13 protein-coding genes are annotated in these 16,756 nt (G+C 55.6%); 4 read left to right on the plus strand and 9 right to left on the minus strand.

Annotated elements, in window-relative coordinates:
• Positions 1-120 precede the first annotated feature (120 nt).
• The 4 genes from hemG to pepQ are packed head-to-tail and all read right to left on the minus strand — an operon-like array spanning position 121 to position 4,115.
• Complete coding sequence (gene hemG / locus L379_RS23720; RefSeq protein WP_032651908.1) at positions 121-666, minus strand: menaquinone-dependent protoporphyrinogen IX dehydrogenase; 546 nt, start codon at positions 664-666, stop codon at positions 121-123.
• Between the two features lie 10 nt (positions 667-676).
• Positions 677-2,128 (minus strand): Trk system potassium transporter TrkH, encoded by a 1,452-nt coding sequence (trkH, locus tag L379_RS23715; protein ID WP_006808591.1) that lies wholly within the window; start codon positions 2,126-2,128, stop codon positions 677-679.
• 41 nt (positions 2,129-2,169) lie between these two features.
• The gene (locus tag L379_RS23710; RefSeq protein WP_015572737.1) at positions 2,170-2,784 is read right to left on the minus strand and encodes an IMPACT family protein; all 615 of its coding nucleotides are present in this window, start codon (positions 2,782-2,784) and stop codon (positions 2,170-2,172) included.
• Positions 2,784-4,115, minus strand: coding sequence for a Xaa-Pro dipeptidase (pepQ, locus tag L379_RS23705; protein ID WP_017382602.1), 1,332 nt, complete (start codon positions 4,113-4,115; stop codon positions 2,784-2,786). Before pepQ ends, L379_RS23710 begins: the two co-directional genes overlap by 1 nt.
• Positions 4,116-4,305: 190 nt before the next feature.
• Here pepQ and fadB point away from each other — a divergent pair, with 190 nt between their 5' ends.
• Together fadB and fadA are read left to right on the plus strand one after the other, a co-directional pair.
• The gene (gene fadB, locus L379_RS23700) at positions 4,306-6,495 is read left to right on the plus strand and encodes a fatty acid oxidation complex subunit alpha FadB (protein WP_032651910.1); all 2,190 of its coding nucleotides are present in this window, start codon (positions 4,306-4,308) and stop codon (positions 6,493-6,495) included.
• A gap of 9 nt (positions 6,496-6,504) precedes the next feature.
• A complete protein-coding gene (fadA, locus tag L379_RS23695; protein ID WP_000416981.1) occupies positions 6,505-7,668 on the plus strand; it encodes an acetyl-CoA C-acyltransferase FadA in 1,164 nt (387 codons plus the stop codon).
• 183 nt (positions 7,669-7,851) lie between these two features.
• Here the strand turns inward: fadA and glyS are convergent, their stop codons facing one another.
• The 3 genes from glyS to L379_RS23680 form a co-directional block, all read right to left on the minus strand.
• Complete coding sequence (gene glyS / locus L379_RS23690) at positions 7,852-9,921, minus strand: glycine--tRNA ligase subunit beta (RefSeq protein ID WP_006808596.1); 2,070 nt, start codon at positions 9,919-9,921, stop codon at positions 7,852-7,854.
• 9 nt (positions 9,922-9,930) lie between these two features.
• Positions 9,931-10,842: a glycine--tRNA ligase subunit alpha gene (glyQ, locus tag L379_RS23685; RefSeq protein ID WP_003860141.1), complete on the minus strand. Its 912-nt coding sequence runs from the start codon at positions 10,840-10,842 to the stop codon at positions 9,931-9,933.
• A gap of 160 nt (positions 10,843-11,002) precedes the next feature.
• On the minus strand, positions 11,003-11,308 hold the full coding sequence (locus tag L379_RS23680) for a YsaB family lipoprotein (protein WP_017693801.1): 306 nt from the start codon (positions 11,306-11,308) through the stop codon (positions 11,003-11,005).
• A 184-nt stretch (positions 11,309-11,492) separates the two neighbouring features.
• Here L379_RS23680 and L379_RS23675 point away from each other — a divergent pair, with 184 nt between their 5' ends.
• On the plus strand, positions 11,493-12,488 hold the full coding sequence (locus L379_RS23675) for an acyltransferase (protein ID WP_032651912.1): 996 nt from the start codon (positions 11,493-11,495) through the stop codon (positions 12,486-12,488).
• 52 nt (positions 12,489-12,540) lie between these two features.
• Here L379_RS23675 and xylB read toward each other — a convergent pair whose 3' ends face one another.
• Both xylB and xylA read right to left on the minus strand, forming a co-directional pair.
• The gene (gene xylB, locus L379_RS23670; RefSeq protein ID WP_015572743.1) at positions 12,541-13,995 is read right to left on the minus strand and encodes a xylulokinase; all 1,455 of its coding nucleotides are present in this window, start codon (positions 13,993-13,995) and stop codon (positions 12,541-12,543) included.
• A 59-nt stretch (positions 13,996-14,054) separates the two neighbouring features.
• Complete coding sequence (gene xylA / locus L379_RS23665) at positions 14,055-15,377, minus strand: xylose isomerase (RefSeq protein ID WP_026080557.1); 1,323 nt, start codon at positions 15,375-15,377, stop codon at positions 14,055-14,057.
• A gap of 371 nt (positions 15,378-15,748) precedes the next feature.
• Here xylA and xylF point away from each other — a divergent pair, with 371 nt between their 5' ends.
• Positions 15,749-16,741, plus strand: a complete 993-nt coding sequence (gene xylF, locus L379_RS23660; RefSeq protein ID WP_006808602.1) for a D-xylose ABC transporter substrate-binding protein — start codon at positions 15,749-15,751, stop codon at positions 16,739-16,741.
• The last annotated feature ends 15 nt before the right edge of the window (positions 16,742-16,756 follow it).

Here is a 16,756-nt window from a genome sequence, read left to right on the forward strand (position 1 = left end):
ACCCGGCGGCTTGCGTGCCGTTGTTCCGTGTCAGTGGAGGCGCATTATAGGGAGTTCTTCTGAAGTGACAAGCACTAAATACAAAAAAAATTTCGTTCGCTCACTTTTCAAACTCAACGCTTATTTATCCCGCGCATCGTCCGTTAAACGCGCAATTTCACGGGCAAAACTGGCGACCTGGGCCCAGTCGGTATAAACCACTTCTTTACGCGTATCCGTTTCCCCGCCCGTCATTTTCATGATCAGGCGGATCATAAAGCGGTCATACCAGCGGTAACGCGGGTAACGCAGCGCGCCAGCAAAGACAGAACAGATATCGGGCTGCCATGGCGAACTTAGCAAAAACTTGCGCGTATAGCTGTTGGTCTGCGGCGTACGCTTCTCCGCTTTACGGGCAACCAGGTTGACCGAGTAAAACGCGCCAGGCAGTTGAGCGAGCTCCGCCGTATGCTTTTTCACAAAGCGATCCAGCGCCGAATGGAAATGGCCGTAACGAATTGAAGCGCCAATGACCACGCGGTCGTAATCCTGCCAGGCAATCTGCTCTGTGCGATTCAGGTTCACCACATCAGAATAAATGCCCAGCTCTTTGAGTTCGGAAGCCAGATATGAAGCAATCTCACGCGTTTGCCCGTCACGCGTTGAGAAAAGAATTAACGTTTTCACCAATGTCTCCTTACTCACGCCAGAATGTTGGGGTAAACAGCACCAGCAGCGTAAAGACCTCAAGACGCCCAAACAGCATATTGGCGATTAAGATCCACTTCGCCACCGGGTTCATACTGGCGAAGTTATCCGCCACGACGCCCAGCCCCGGCCCCAGGTTGTTTAACGTTGCCACCACAGAGGCGAAGGCAGAGAAATCATCCACGCCCGTGGCGATAATCGCCAGCATACTGACAATAAAGACCAGCGCATAAGCGGAGAAGAATCCCCACACCGCTTCGAGGATGCGCTCCGGCAACGCGCGGTTCCCCAGCTTAATACTGTAAACCGCATTCGGGTGGACCAGACGTTTCAACTCACGGTTCCCCTGCTTGAACAGCAGCAGAATGCGGATCACCTTCAGACCGCCGCCCGTTGACCCGGCGCAACCGCCGATAAACGCAGAGCACAACAGCAGCACCGGCAGGAACAGTGGCCAACGCGCAATACTGTCCGTGGTGAAACCAGCGGTTGTCGCCATCGATACCACCTGGAAGAAGGCCTGGTTCAGGGTCGTGACCGCCGAGTTATAAACATCGTGGAACCACAGTACCAGGGTACAGATAACCACCAGGGTCAGCTGGACGCCAATAAACATCCGGAATTCCGGGTCGCGCCAGTACACCTTCAGGCTCCGTCCGCTAAGCAACGAGAAGTGTAGACCGTAGTTACAGCCTGAGATCAGCAAAAAGATGGCAATGATGGTATTGATTGTCGGGCTGTCGAAGTAGCCGACGCTGGCATCGTGGGTGGAGAACCCGCCGATAGCAATAGTCGCAAAGCTATGCCCAATGGCATCAAACGCAGGCATCCCGGCAAACCACAGCGCCAGCGCGCAGGCCACCGTCAGCAGGACATAGATAAGCCACAGGGTTTTCGCCGTCTCCGCAATACGCGGGCGCATCTTGTTATCTTTCAGCGGGCCGGGCATCTCCGCCCGGTAAAGCTGCATCCCCCCGACGCCCAGAATGGGCAGGATAGCTACCGCCAGGACGATGATCCCCATACCGCCGAACCACTGGAGCATCTGCCGGTAAAAGAGAATCGCATGCGGGAGCGAATCCAGCCCCACAAGCGTGGTGGCGCCGGTGGTCGTTAATCCGGAGAACGATTCAAAAAACGCATCCGTGACGGTGAGATTCGGTTGTTCGGAGAAGATAAACGGCAGCGCACCCACGCTTCCCAGTACCGTCCAGAACAGGACCACAATCAGAAACCCCTCCCGGGATTTCAGTTCACCTTTCTCACGGCGGTTTGGCCACCACAGCAGGGAGCCAATCGTCAGCGCGACAAAAAAGGTTTGCGTAAATGCACGCCCCGCGCCGTCCCGGTAGATGAGCGCCACCAGTCCGGGAATGATCATTGTCCCGGAGAAAAGTATGACCAGCAATCCAACGATTCGGGTAATGGCACGAAAATGCATCTCTGCCGCTTCCTTAGGTATTCAAAATTGTGAGGTGGGGATTATTCTTCAATCGGCAGTAATTGCAATGAACCGCGACTAAAATCAGCGAGTTTTGCTGAAAAAGCAGCCAGTTCCGCCTGAGGAAGCGCCACGCGTAATTGCACCATTGCCTGATAATCACTGTGTGCGATGACACCGTTAAACTGTTTAAGCAGTGCTTCGATACCCGATAGCTGGGCGTAATCGCATAACAAAGTATATTCCGTAAGTGGCGTTTTGCGGGTTGTTATCAGCAGATTAAGCGCTTGCTGGACACCACCTCCGTAGGCTTTAACCAGCCCTCCGGTGCCTAACAAAATGCCCCCGTAGTAGCGGACAACAACGGCGGTGATTTCACCCACGCCGCTGCCCATCAACTGGGATAGCATCGGTTTTCCGGCCGTACCCGCCGGTTCACCGTCGTCAGAAAACCCGAGCTGCTGTGAGTCGTCTGGCGGCCCTGCGACCCACGCCACACAGTGATGGCGGGCATCGGGGTGCTGCGCGCGGACGGACTCGACGAACGCCTTCGCCGCCTCCACGCCGTCGGTATGCGCCAGCAGCGTGATAAAGCGGCTTTTCTTGATTTCCTCAACAAAGGTGACCGGCTCGGCCGGTATCAGCCAGCTTTCCATCAGGCCAGCTTCAGATCTCGCGTCATGTTCTCAATGCTGTTCTCGTGAATAACCACGTTATCCTCGATACGAATGCCGCCATACGGCTTCAGCGCTTCAATTTTCTCCCAGTTGAAGTGCTTGCTGAATTGCCCTTCGCGCCACGGCGCCAGCAGGGATTCAATAAAGTAGATGCCCGGCTCGATGGTCAATACCATACGCGGCGCCAGAACGCGGGTGCAGCGCAAATAAGGATATTTAGACGGTGCCGCCAGGTGCGTACCGGTATCATCCTGCATAAAGCCCGCGACGTCATGAACCTGCAAACCCAGCGGGTGACCGATACCATGCGGCATAAATGGCCCGGTCAGATCGTTCTCAACCATCGCCTCTTCGCTCATGTCTTTGACAATCTGATGCTTACGCAGCAGTTTAGCGATGCGCTGATGGAACTGGATGTGATAATCCACGTAGCTGGTTCCGGCTTTCATGGTGCCAATCAGCGCCAGCTGTTCGTCGTTCACGTCTTTGATCAATTGCGCAAAATCGGTGTCCGCATTCGCCGCCCAGGTACGGGTCAGGTCTGCCGCATAACCATTGTACTCAGCCCCCGCGTCCAGCAGGAAGCTGCGCATCTCAGCCGGAACCTGATGATCCAGTTTGGTGTAGTGCAGAACCGAGGCATGTTCATTCAGCGCCACGATGTTGCTGTACGGCACGTCGGTATCGCGGTGGCCGGTCGCCGTCAGGTAGGCCTGATTAATATCGAACTCGCTCATACCGGACTGGAACGCTTCGTGCGCCGCACGGTGGCCATTCACCGCCGTTTTTTGCGCTTCACGCATGCAGTAAAGTTCGTAGTCGGTCTTGTAGGCGCGATAGTAGTGCAGATAATCCAGCACGCCTTTCGGGTTGAGTTTATCTGCCGGAATATCCAGACCCAGCGCACGCTCAGGAACCGGACCAATGTAGCCGATGTTGCCGCGCGCCGCTGGCAGCTGGCTGCCAATGCCGTCTGCTTTTGGCAGCGCAATCACGTCAATTTCTTCGGTCCAGAATGAGGTCGGCAGCGGCTCCACGTTGTGCCAGTAATCGACCGGCAGGTAGAACCACAGTTTCGGCTTGTTCACGCCATCCACCAGCAGCCAGCAATTTGGAACCTGCGTGACAGGCACCCAGGCTTTAAACTGCGGGTTAACCTTGAAGGGATAAGCATGGTCATCAAGAAAAGTATTCATCAGCTCGCCGGAGTGGATCAGCAGGGCATCCAGCTTGAAGCGGGCCAGTACATCGCGGGTACGTTCCTGTAGGGTAACGATATGATTTTTATAAAGCGAAGCCAGTGAGTCCATCATTCTTCCTTTCGTTTTTTTGACCTCAAGTCATCGCATCTTAGCACACCTCACTCCGGCTGCGTGATTTCCACCGACCGTGATCAGCGCAGCAATTTCTTAATGACTAATTTGCATTTTATTAACATAAATTCCACACTCCGTTTCATCTGGTATGACCAGATCCAATTGCTGGATTCAGGAGACCGACATGCTCTACAAAGGTGACACCCTGTACGTAGACTGGCTGGAAGATGGCATTGCCGAACTGGTGTTCGATGCCCCCGGCTCAGTGAACAAGCTTGATACCGCGACGGTGGCCAGTCTTGGCCAGGCGCTGGATGTACTTGAAAAGCAATCAGATTTAAAAGGGCTGCTGCTGCGCTCCAACAAAGCGGCCTTTATCGTTGGCGCGGATATCACCGAATTCCTGTCGCTGTTCCTGGTGCCCGAAGAACAGCTGAGCCAGTGGCTGTATTTCGCGAACAGCGTCTTTAATCGTCTGGAAGATCTGCCTGTCCCGACCCTTTCTGCCGTTAACGGTTACGCGCTGGGCGGCGGCTGCGAATGCGTGTTAGCCACTGATTACCGTCTGGCGACCCCGGACCTGCGCATCGGCCTGCCGGAAACCAAACTGGGCATCATGCCGGGCTTTGGCGGCTCGGTGCGTATGCCGCGCATGTTGGGTGCCGATAGCGCGCTGGAAATCATTGCCGCCGGGAAAGATGTGGGCGCGGAACAGGCGCAGAAAATCGGTCTTGTGGACGGCGTGGTTAAGCCTGACAAACTGATTGAAGGCGCTGTCGCCATTCTGCGTCAGGCGATTAATGGCGATCTCGACTGGAAAGCCAAACGCCAGCCGAAACTAGAGCCGTTGAAGCTCAGCAAAATTGAAGCCACCATGAGCTTCACCATCGCCAAAGGCATGGTGATGCAGACGGCGGGTAAACACTACCCGGCACCGATCACGGCGGTGAAAACCGTTGAAGCGGCAGCCCGTCTGGGCCGTGATGACGCCCTGAAGCTGGAAAACCAGAGCTTTGTCCCGCTGGCGCACACCAACGAAGCCCGCGCGCTGGTTGGTATCTTCCTTAACGATCAGTTCGTGAAGGGCAAAGCCAAACAACTCACCAAAAACGTTGAAACGCCAAAACACGCGGCGGTACTCGGCGCGGGCATTATGGGGGGCGGCATCGCCTACCAGTCTGCCTGGAAAGGCGTGCCGGTGGTGATGAAGGACATCAACGAGAAATCCCTGACGCTGGGCATGACCGAAGCGGCCAAGCTGCTGAATAAACAGCTTGAGCGCGGCAAAATTGACGGTCTGAAGCTGGCAGGCGTGATCTCCACCATCCAGCCAGTGCTGGAATACAGCGGTTTCGACCGTGTGGACGTGGTGGTTGAAGCGGTCGTCGAGAACCCGAAAGTGAAAAAAGCGGTACTGGCCGAAACCGAAGACAAGGTGCGTCCGGAAACCGTGCTGGCCTCTAACACCTCCACTATTCCTATCAGCGAACTGGCGAGCGTGCTGAAGCGTCCGGAAAACTTCTGCGGGATGCACTTCTTTAACCCGGTGCACCGCATGCCGCTGGTTGAAGTAATCCGAGGGGAAAAAACCTCCGACGAAACCATCGCCAAAGTGGTGGCGTGGGCGAGCAAGATGGGCAAAACGCCGATCGTGGTTAACGACTGCCCGGGCTTCTTCGTTAACCGCGTGCTGTTCCCTTACTTCGCCGGCTTCAGCCAGCTGCTGCGCGACGGCGCAGACTTCCGCAAAATCGACAAGGTGATGGAAAAACAGTTCGGCTGGCCGATGGGCCCGGCGTATCTGCTGGACGTTGTCGGCATCGACACTGCCCATCACGCGCAGGCGGTGATGGCGACGGGCTTCCCGCAGCGCATGCAGAAAGATTATCGCGACGCCATTGACGCCCTGTTCGACGCCAACCGCTTTGGTCAGAAAAACGGTCTGGGCTTCTGGCGCTATAAAGAAGACAGCAAAGGCAAACCGAAGAAAGAAGAAGATCCGGCGGTGGATGGCCTGCTGGCCGACGTCAGTCAGCCAAAACGCGACTTCACCGACGATGAGATCATCGCACGGATGATGATCCCGATGGTCAACGAAGTGGTGCGCTGCCTCGAAGAAGGCATTATCGCCAGCCCGGCAGAAGCGGATATGGCGCTGGTGTACGGCCTCGGCTTCCCTCCGTTCCACGGAGGCGCGTTCCGCTGGCTGGATACGCTCGGCAGCGCCCGCTATCTCGATATGGCTCAGCAGTACCAGCACCTCGGCCCGCTTTATGAGGTGCCGGAAGGGCTGCGTAACAAAGCGCGCCATAACGAACCCTACTACCCAGCAGTTGAGCCAGCCCGTCCGGTTGGCGAACTGAAAACGGCTTAAGGAGTCACAATGGAAAAGGTTGTCATTGTTGATGCGATTCGCACCCCGATGGGCCGTTCAAAAGGCGGTGCATTCCGTAACGTGCGCGCGGAAGATCTCTCCGCGCATCTGATGCGTAGCCTGCTGGCGCGTAACCCGGCGCTGGACCCAGCAGCGCTGGACGATATCTACTGGGGCTGCGTGCAGCAGACGCTGGAGCAGGGCTTCAACATTGCCCGTAACGCGTCCCTGCTGGCGGAGATCCCGCATTCGGTTCCGGCCGTCACCGTCAACCGTCTTTGCGGTTCGTCGATGCAGGCGCTGCACGACGCGGCGCGGATGATCATGACCGGCGATGCGCAGGCCTGTCTGGTGGGCGGCGTGGAGCACATGGGCCACGTGCCGATGAGCCACGGGGTCGATTTCCATCCTGGCATGAGCCGCAACGTGGCGAAAGCCGCCGGTATGATGGGCCTGACCGCCGAGATGCTCTCCCGTCTGCACGGCATCAGCCGTGAGATGCAGGATGCGTTTGCCGCACGCTCGCATGCCCGCGCCTGGGCCGCCACGCAGTCTGGTGCCTTTAAGAATGAGATCATCCCAACCGGCGGTCACGACGCAGACGGCGTACTGAAGCAGTTCAGCTACGACGAAGTTATCCGCCCGGAAACCACGGTCGAAGCGCTTTCTACCCTGCGTCCGGCGTTTGATCCGGTCACCGGTACGGTAACGGCGGGCACCTCGTCTGCCCTGTCCGACGGTGCCGCCGCGATGCTGGTAATGAGCGAAAGCCGCGCCCGCGAATTAGGCCTGACGCCACGCGCCCGCGTGCGTTCGATGGCGGTCGTGGGCTGCGATCCTTCCATCATGGGCTACGGCCCGGTTCCGGCGTCAAAACTGGCGCTGAAAAAAGCGGGGCTGAGCGCAAGTGATATCGACCTGTTCGAGATGAACGAAGCGTTCGCCGCGCAGATCCTGCCGTGCATTAAAGATCTGGGGCTGATGGATCAGATCGACGAGAAGATTAACCTCAACGGCGGCGCGATCGCCCTCGGTCACCCGCTGGGCTGCTCCGGGGCGCGTATCAGTACCACGCTGATTAACCTGATGGAACGCAAAGATGCCCAGTTCGGACTGGCAACGATGTGTATCGGGTTGGGTCAGGGGATCGCGACGGTGTTTGAGAGGGTGTAAATAAGGAAAAGTATCTCAAAGCCAATGACGTCAGAACAAGGCGGCAAGCGAGCGAATCCCGATGAGCTTACATTAGTAAGTGATTCGGGTGAACGAGCGCAGCCAACGCAGTTATGGCGCCATTGGCGAAGAGAGACAGTTTAGTTGCCGTTCTTCCCGCCTGTCAGGGGCGGGTTTTTTACGTTATTGCAGCAGCGAAATATCCGCCACGCGCAGGAACAGCTCACGCAGTTTCTCAAGCATCGAGAGACGGTTAATCCGCAGCTCTTTATCTTCCACGTTCACCATCACCTTCTCGAAGAAGGCGTCGATGACGTCACGCAGCTCCGCCAGCTCCACCAGCGCTTCCTGGTAGCGACCTTCCGCGAAATACGGCTCCAGCTTGTCGCGCAGCACCACAACCTGCATCGCCAGAGAAATCTCTTCCGGCTCTTTCAGGGTTGCAGCGTTGACGCGCTCGTTCAGCGTTTCGTCGGATTTTGCGAGGATGTTGGATACACGCTTGTTGGCCGCGGCCAGCGCAGACGCCGCTTCCAGCGTACGGAAGTGGGATACCGCTTTCATACGCGCATCGAAATCTGCCGGACGGGTCGGACGACGCGCCAGCACCGCCTGAATGGTATCAACGGAGTAACCTTCGTCCTGATACCACGCGCGGAAACGACCGAGCATAAAGTCGATAACATCATCCACAACCTTCGCGTTGGTCAGCTTATCGCCGTACAGACGTACCGCTTCTTCGGTCAGCGTTTGCAGATCGAGGTTGAGGTTCTTCTCTACGATGATTCGCAGCACGCCCAGCGCAGCACGACGCAGCGCAAACGGGTCTTTATCGCCTTTCGGATGCTGACCGATACCGAAGATACCCGCCAGGGTGTCCATCTTATCGGCAATCGCCACGGCGCAGGCAACCGGGTTAGACGGCAGATCGTCACCGGCAAAGCGCGGCTGATACTGCTCGTTCAGGGCTACCGCCACGTCTTCCGCTTCGCCATCGTGACGCGCATAGTGCATACCCATCACGCCCTGGGTGTCGGTAAATTCGAACACCATGTTGGTCATCAGGTCGCACTTGGAGAGCAGGCCCGCGCGGGTAGCGTGGTTTACGTCGGCGCCAATTTCACGGGCAATCCAGCCGGACAGCTCCGCGATACGGTCGGTTTTGTCGCGCAGCGTACCCAGCTGCTGCTGGAACAGTACGGTTTGCAGACGCGGCAGGTTATCTTCCAGACGTTTTTTACGGTCGGTGTTGAAGAAGAACTCGGCATCCGCCAGACGCGGACGCACCACTTTCTCGTTACCGGAGATAATCTGGCTCGGATCTTTCGATTCGATGTTCGCCACGAAGATGAAGTTTGGCAGCAGCTTGCCGTCGTTGGCGTAAACCGGGAAGTACTTCTGATCACCCTTCATGGTGTACACCAGCGCTTCTGCCGGAACGGCCAGGAATTTCTCTTCGAATTTCGCGGTCAGTACAACTGGCCATTCGACCAGCGAGGTCACCTCTTCGAGCAGGCTGTCGCTCAGGTCAGCGTTTCCGCCAATTTTGCGCGCCGCGTCTTCTGCGTCCGCTTTGATTTTGGCTTTACGCTGTTCGTAGTCAGCAATGACCTTGCCGCGCTCCAGCAGGATCTGCGGGTACTGGTCAGCATTGTCGATGGTGAACTCCGGCTCGCCCATAAAGCGATGGCCGCGGATCACGCGATCGGACGCCACGCCCAGAATGGTCGCCGGGATAACGGTATCGCCCAGCAGCAGGGTCACGGTGTGAACCGGACGCACAAAGTGTACGTCGGACGCGCCCCAGCGCATCAGCTTAGGAATCGGCAATTTTGCCAGCGAGGTCGCGATCATGTCAGGCAGCAGCGCTTCGGCGCTTTCGCCTTTCACATGGGCACGGTACAGCAGCCATTCACCTTTGTCGGTGGTCAGACGCTCGGCCTGATCAACGGTGATGCCGCAGCCGCGCGCCCAGCCTTCTGCCGCTTTGCTCGGCTTGCCTTCCGCGTCGAACGCCTGAGCAATGGCCGGGCCACGTTTTTCAACTTCGCGATCCGGCTGGGACGCCGCCAGGTTTGCCACTTTCAGCGCCAGACGACGCGGCGCGGCAAACCACTCAATTTTACCGTGCGCTAGGCCAGCGTTATCCAGCTCAGCAGTGACGTTCGCAGCGAAAGATTCAGCCAAGCTGCGCAGGGCTTTTGGTGGCAGCTCTTCAGTGCCGATTTCCACCAGGAAAGTTTTCTCAGACATGGCCGCCTCTTATTTGTTTCGGTTGCACATCGGGAAGCCAAGGGCTTCACGGGACGCGTAGTAAGCTTCTGCAACGGCTTTGGTCAGGGTACGAATACGCAGAATGTAGCGCTGACGTTCAGTCACGGAGATCGCTTTGCGGGCATCCAGCAGGTTGAAGCTGTGGGCAGCCTTCAGAATACGCTCGTAGGCAGGCAGCGGCAGCGGAGTCTCCAGCGCCAGCAGCTGCTGGGCTTCTTTCTCGTACTGCTCGAAGCAGGTGAACAGGAAGTCCACGTCCGCGTATTCGAAGTTATAGGTGGATTGCTCCACTTCGTTCTGATGGAACACGTCGCCGTAGGTGGTTTTACCCAGCGGGCCGTCGCTCCAGACCAGGTCGTAAACGCTGTCTACGCCCTGAATGTACATGGCCAGACGTTCCAGACCATAGGTGATTTCGCCGGTAATCGGTTTACATTCCAGACCGCCAACCTGCTGGAAGTAAGTGAACTGGGTCACTTCCATGCCGTTCAGCCACACTTCCCAACCCAGACCCCAGGCACCCAGCGTTGGGTTTTCCCAGTTATCTTCCACGAAACGAATGTCGTGAATGGTTGGATCCATACCCAGCTCTTTCAGTGACCCGAGGTACAGTTCCTGAATGTTGTCGGGTGATGGCTTAATCACCACCTGGAACTGATAGTAGTGCTGCAAACGGTTCGGGTTTTCGCCGTAACGGCCATCGGTCGGACGACGGGATGGCTGCACATAGGCGGTCGCCATTGGCTCTGGCCCTAACGCGCGCAGGCTGGTCATCGGGTGCGAGGTGCCTGCGCCAACTTCCATGTCCAAAGGTTGAACAATGGTGCAGCCCTGACGAGCCCAGTAATCCTGTAAGGTCAGGATCAGGCCCTGGAAGGTCTTGGTATCAAACTTTTGCATAGTATTTCGTGCTGGATACGTGTGGTTTTAAATGGAAGGGATCAGTATACCCGCTGGCTGCAAGATATACAGTACGAAACGGGGTTGTTTAGGGAAAATTGGGGAATAAGCCCTACAGCCAGAACCTGCGAAGGCTCTGGTTGCTGCTTATACGAGCAATTTAACGCATTGAGAGATGTAAAAACTGGCCGTCTGCATCAAAAGAGCAGACAAAGCCCTCTTTACGCGCCGTATAGCCTTTCAGTTCATAGCTGCCCTGAAAGCGCTCGAAGCCGTTTATATGAATTTTCTGTGCTTCGGAATTATAGCGGTGAGCCGCCTGATCCCTGCACAGCTGTTCCATATTCAGGGAACGCTCCGGGCTCATTTTCCCCTGCTGCGCTTTTTGGACAGGTATCTCCTCAGAAGCACTGCATCCTGTTAATAAGAGCAGCAGAAAGAGTGACACCCCACGCTTCATCATCATTTTTATTACCGCCCTGGTCAGTGGCTGTTATTTTTAGTAGCAACACGTTTATAGATTAAAGTCCGTCATTCTGCGAATCTCGCCAGCTCCCTACAAGTTAGCCTGGCTAAACTCAGAATTTTCCAAGGGAAAAGTTTTACACAATCGCAGTCACACTTTTTTTATCAGGAATACAGAGGAACTGATGCAGTCAAAAATTAACTGGATTGATAACCTGCGGGGAATAGCCTGTCTGATGGTGGTGATGATCCACACAACGACCTGGTATGTCACGAACGCGCACAGTATCAGCCCTGTTAACTGGGATGTCGCCAATATTCTGAACTCGGCCTCCCGCGTGAGCGTCCCGCTGTTCTTTATGATTTCCGGTTTTCTCTTTTTTGGCGAGCGTAGCACGCAGCCAAGACATTTCATCCGTATTGTCTCCTGTCTGCTGTTTTACAGCGCCATTTCGCTGCTCTATATCATCCTGTTCACTTCAATTAACGCTGAACGTTCCCTGCTCAATTTGTTGCAAAAACCGGTGTTCTATCATCTGTGGTTTTTCTTCGCGATAATCGTTATCTATCTGGTGTCACCGTTAATTCAGGTAAAAAACGTCAGCGGTAAAATGCTGCTGGCCTTGATGGTAATAATCGGGATCGTGGCCAACCCGAATACCGTTTCACAGAAAATTGATGGCTTTGAATGGCTGCCCGTTAACCTTTATATCACCGGGGATACGTTTTATTACGTGCTGTACGGCATGCTGGGGCGCGCCATTGGCATGATGGAGACGCAAAAGCGAGGAATAAACTGGCTATGCGCGGCCGCGTTTCTCGTCGGTGTGTTTATTATCTCTCGCGGGACGCTGCATGAGCTGCAATGGCGCGGCAACTTTGCCGATACCTGGTATCTCTACTGCGGGCCGATGGTCTTTATCTGCGCGATCTCTCTGCTGACGCTGGTTAAAAACACCCTGAATGCCCGCCCGCTTCCGGTGCTGGGGTTTATCTCTCGCCACTCGCTGGGCATTTACGGTTTTCACGCGCTGGTGATCCACGCCCTGCGCACCCGCGGTGTTGAGCTTAAAAGCTGGCCGGTGCTGGATATTGTCTGGATATTTACCGTTACGCTGGTTGTCAGCCTGCTGCTGTCAATGTTGCTGCAAAGAATCGATGCGCGCAGGTTTGTAAGCTAACCCGGTTGAAGGCTGGTAGGCCGGGTAAGCGTTAGCGCCACCCGGCTCCTGTTTATGACATTAGCGGCAAAAGCTGCTGATAGATTTTGCGGAACACGTCTCGTCTTTCAGCATAGCGAGCATGATTTTTCGCATCAGGACGATGCTGCCGTTCAAGCGGCAGCTGGGGCAAAAGCTGGTGCAGTGGTTTATCCGGGTTCAGCGCAATTTGCGCCAGCCGTGCCGCACCGAGCGCCGGGCCGACATCGCCTCCCGTACGATAGTCCAGCTGCAACCCGCTGATATCGGAAAGCATTTGCCGCCAGTAGCTGCTTCGTGCACCGCCGCCAATTAACGTAATGCTGGATGGCGTCAGTCCACAGTCATGCACGACATCCATTCCGTCCGCCAGAGCATAGCCAACGCCTTCAAGCACCGCGCGCGCAAGCTCTGCCGGGCCGTGCTGATGGGTAAGACCGAAGAACACCCCTTTCGCTTCCGGGTTGTTATGCGGCGTCCGCTCGCCGGAAAGGTACGGTAAAAACCAAACCGCACCGGCATTATCATCTGCCTGCTGTGCCGCTGTGATAAGCGCCGGGACGTCCGCCATTCCGGTTAGCTTTGCCGCCCAGTCGAGGCAGGAAGCCGCGCTCAGCATCACCGACATCAAATGCCATTTACCCGGCAACGCGTGGCAGAAGCTGTGTACGGCGCTTCCAGGGTTGCTACGATACCCGTCACTGACGGCAAAATAGACGCCGGAGGTACCGAGTGAGAGCATGGCCTGCCCTGCCTCGACCATCCCCACGCCGACCGCACCCGCCGCATTATCGCCGCCGCCGGCGACGACAGGTACGGCTGGCATGTTCCAGCGTTCAGCAACAGAAGGCTGTAAAGCCCCCGTGATTTCACTGCCTTCAAACAGCGCAGGCATATGGTCGCGCGTCAGCTGGCAGGCATCCAGCATCGCCTCGCTCCAGTCCCGTTTCGCCACGTCGAGCCACATCGTGCCCGCGGCGTCAGACATGTCGCTGGCAAAATCCCCCGTCATGCGAAAACGCAGGTAGTCTTTCGGCAACAGAACCTTCGCCACCTGACGAAAAATCTCAGGCTCATGGCGCTGCACCCACAGGAGTTTTGGCGCGGTAAAACCGGGCATCATCAGGTTGCCCGTAATTTCGCGGGACGCAGGCACACGCTCCTCAAGGATCGCGCACTCTTCCGCACAGCGGCCATCGTTCCAGAGAATAGCCGGGCGCAGAACGCGATGCTGACTATCCAGCAACGTTGCGCCATGCATTTGCCCGGCAATGCCCAGTGCCTTCACGTCGCGCAGGCTGTGCTGCTCGCCTAAGGCTTTCATCGCACGGTCCGTCGCCTGCCACCACTGCTCCGGATCTTGTTCCGACCAAAGCGGATACGGACGTGAAACCTGCAACTTTTCAGTGTGCGTGGCTAATACATCGCCCTGCTCGCTTAACAGGATGGCTTTCACCCCCGACGTGCCAAGATCGATCCCGATATACATGTGGTGGCTCCTTTGACGAAAATGCCCGGTGGCGCTGCGCTTACCGGGCCTGGATGCTGTTATTTATCGAACAGGTAGTGATTGACCAGGTTTTCCAGCAGCTCCTGATGGCCACTCTGATGCTGCGGCGCAAGCTGATGCTGTTCAGCGTACTTCGCGATCTCCGCAAGCGATAACTGACCTTTCAAAATTTGCTGGCCCAGCTCACTGTTCCAGCCGCTGTAGCGCTTCGCCACGCGCTTATCCAGCTCACCGTCTTCAATCATACGGGCCGCCACTTTCAGCGCCAGCGCCATGGTGTCCATCGCGCCAATATGCCCGTAGAACAGATCGTATTTGTCGGTGCTCTGGCGACGCACTTTGGCGTCGAAGTTCAGGCCGCCGGTGGTGAAACCGCCCGCTTTGATGATCTCGTACATCACCAGCGCATTCTCTTCTACGCTGTTCGGGAACTGGTCGGTATCCCAGCCCAGCTGTGGATCACCACGGTTAGCATCGACAGAGCCGAAGATGCCCAGCGCAATCGCAGAGGCAATTTCGTGATGGAACGAGTGGCCCGCCAGGGTAGCGTGGTTAGCCTCAATATTCACTTTGATCTCTTTTTCCAGACCAAACTGCTTCAGGAAGCCATACACGGTGGCGACATCATAATCATACTGATGCTTGGTTGGCTCCTGTGGTTTTGGCTCAATCAGCAGCGTGCCGCGGAAACCGATTTTGTGTTTGTGGTCCACAACCATCTGCATAAAGCGACCAATCTGCTCACGCTCCTGACGCAGGTCGGTATTCAGCAGCGTTTCATAGCCTTCACGACCGCCCCAGAGTACATAGTTCTCACCGCCCAGCTGATGCGTGGCGTTCATCGCGGTCACGACCTGGGTTGCCGCCCAGCTGAAGACTTCCGGGTCCGGGTTGGTTGCCGCACCCGCGCCATAGCGAGGATTGGTAAAGCAGTTAGCCGTACCCCAGAGCAGCTTGACGCCGCTTTGCTGCTGTTTTTCAGCCAGTACGTCGACCATCTGCGCGAAATTGTTCAGATACTCTTTCAGCGATGCCCCTTCCGGCGACACGTCCACATCGTGGAAACAGTAGTACGGCACGTTCAGCTTATGGAAGAACTCGAACGCGACGTCGGCTTTACGCTTCGCCAGCTCAATGGCCTCGCCCGGCTGTTGCCATGGACGGTCAAAAGAGCCCACGCCGAACATATCGGCACCGTTCCAGCAGAAGGTGTGCCAGTAGCAGGCGGCAAAGCGCAAGTGATCTTCCATGCGCTTACCCAGCACCAGCTCATCCGGGTTGTAGTGACGAAATGCTAAAGGATTGGTCGTTTTCGTGCCTTCGAAACGAACGCGATCGAGTTGGTCGAAATAAGCTTGCATATTGAGCTCCATAATCAGGGTATGCGGCGTGGTCTTGCTTCTGGAGTAATAGTGAATAGACATTGGAGGTTGCTCAATTACGTTATTTCACACTGCTATTGAGATAATGCGCAATTGTGCGCTGGCTCGCAAAATAATGCGCAGACAAACTATTTTTCGGCGCGCATTCCAGAATCAAATGTAATTAATAGGTTACGCTTTTTAAAATCCGATCGCGGTCATAAATTCAGAAATAAACCAAATATCGTAATGAGAAGATAAAAATCTGTAATTGCCAGCAGGCCTTTCCACGTTAAAAATTTGCTGCGTCTCAGCAGTGAACGTTTCTTTTATCTCAGCTACACATACCCCTACAAAAAGGCCTAATAATTATGAAGATAAAGAACCTGACCCTAACGCTCTGCACTACTCTCCTGCTTGCAAGCTTTGCCGGACACGCCAAAGAGGTCAAAATCGGCATGGCGATTGATGACTTACGCCTGGAGCGCTGGCAAAAAGATCGCGATATCTTTGTTAAAAAAGCGGAATCTCTCGGCGCGGAGGTGTTCGTTCAGTCCGCTAACGGCAACGAAGAGACGCAAATGTCGCAAATCGAGAATATGATCAACCGTGGCGTCGATGTGCTGGTCATTATCCCGTATAACGGCCAGGTATTAAGCAACGTGGTGAAAGAAGCGAAACAGGAAGGGATAAAAGTCCTGGCTTATGACCGCATGATTAATAATGCCGATATTGATTATTATATTTCGTTCGACAATGAAAAGGTGGGTGAATTACAGGCTAAAAGCCTGGTCGCAAAAGTGCCTCAGGGGAATTATTTCCTGATGGGCGGCTCGCCTGTGGATAACAACGCCAAACTGTTCCGCCAGGGACAAATGAAAGTGCTGAAGCCGTATATCGACGAGGGCAAAATTAAAGTCGTCGGCGACCAGTGGGCTGACGGTTGGTTACCGGAAAACGCGCTGAAAATTATGGAAAACGCGTTGACCGCAAATAACAACAAAATCGATGCGGTGGTGGCCTCTAACGATGCCACTGCGGGTGGCGCCATTCAGGCGCTGAGCGCGCAGGGTCTGGCCGGGAAAGTCGCTATTTCCGGCCAGGACGCCGACCTTGCGGGTGTAAAACGCATCATCGCGGGTACCCAGACCATGACGGTGTATAAGCCCATTACCGAGCTTGCCAATACGGCCGCCGAAATTGCCGTTGAGCTGGGCAATGGCCAGCAACCTAAAGCAGACGCGACGTTAAATAACGGCCTGAAAGACGTACCTGCTCGCCTGCTTACCCCTATCGAAGTCAACAAAGAGAATATTGACGCCACCGTGGTGAAAGACGGTTTCCATAAGAAGAGTGAACTGTAATCCAGCGCAGCCCCT

Source organism: Enterobacter sp. MGH 33 (assembly GCF_000534535.1).
In the GTDB taxonomy this organism is placed as follows: Bacteria; Pseudomonadota; Gammaproteobacteria; order Enterobacterales; family Enterobacteriaceae; genus Enterobacter; species Enterobacter hormaechei_C.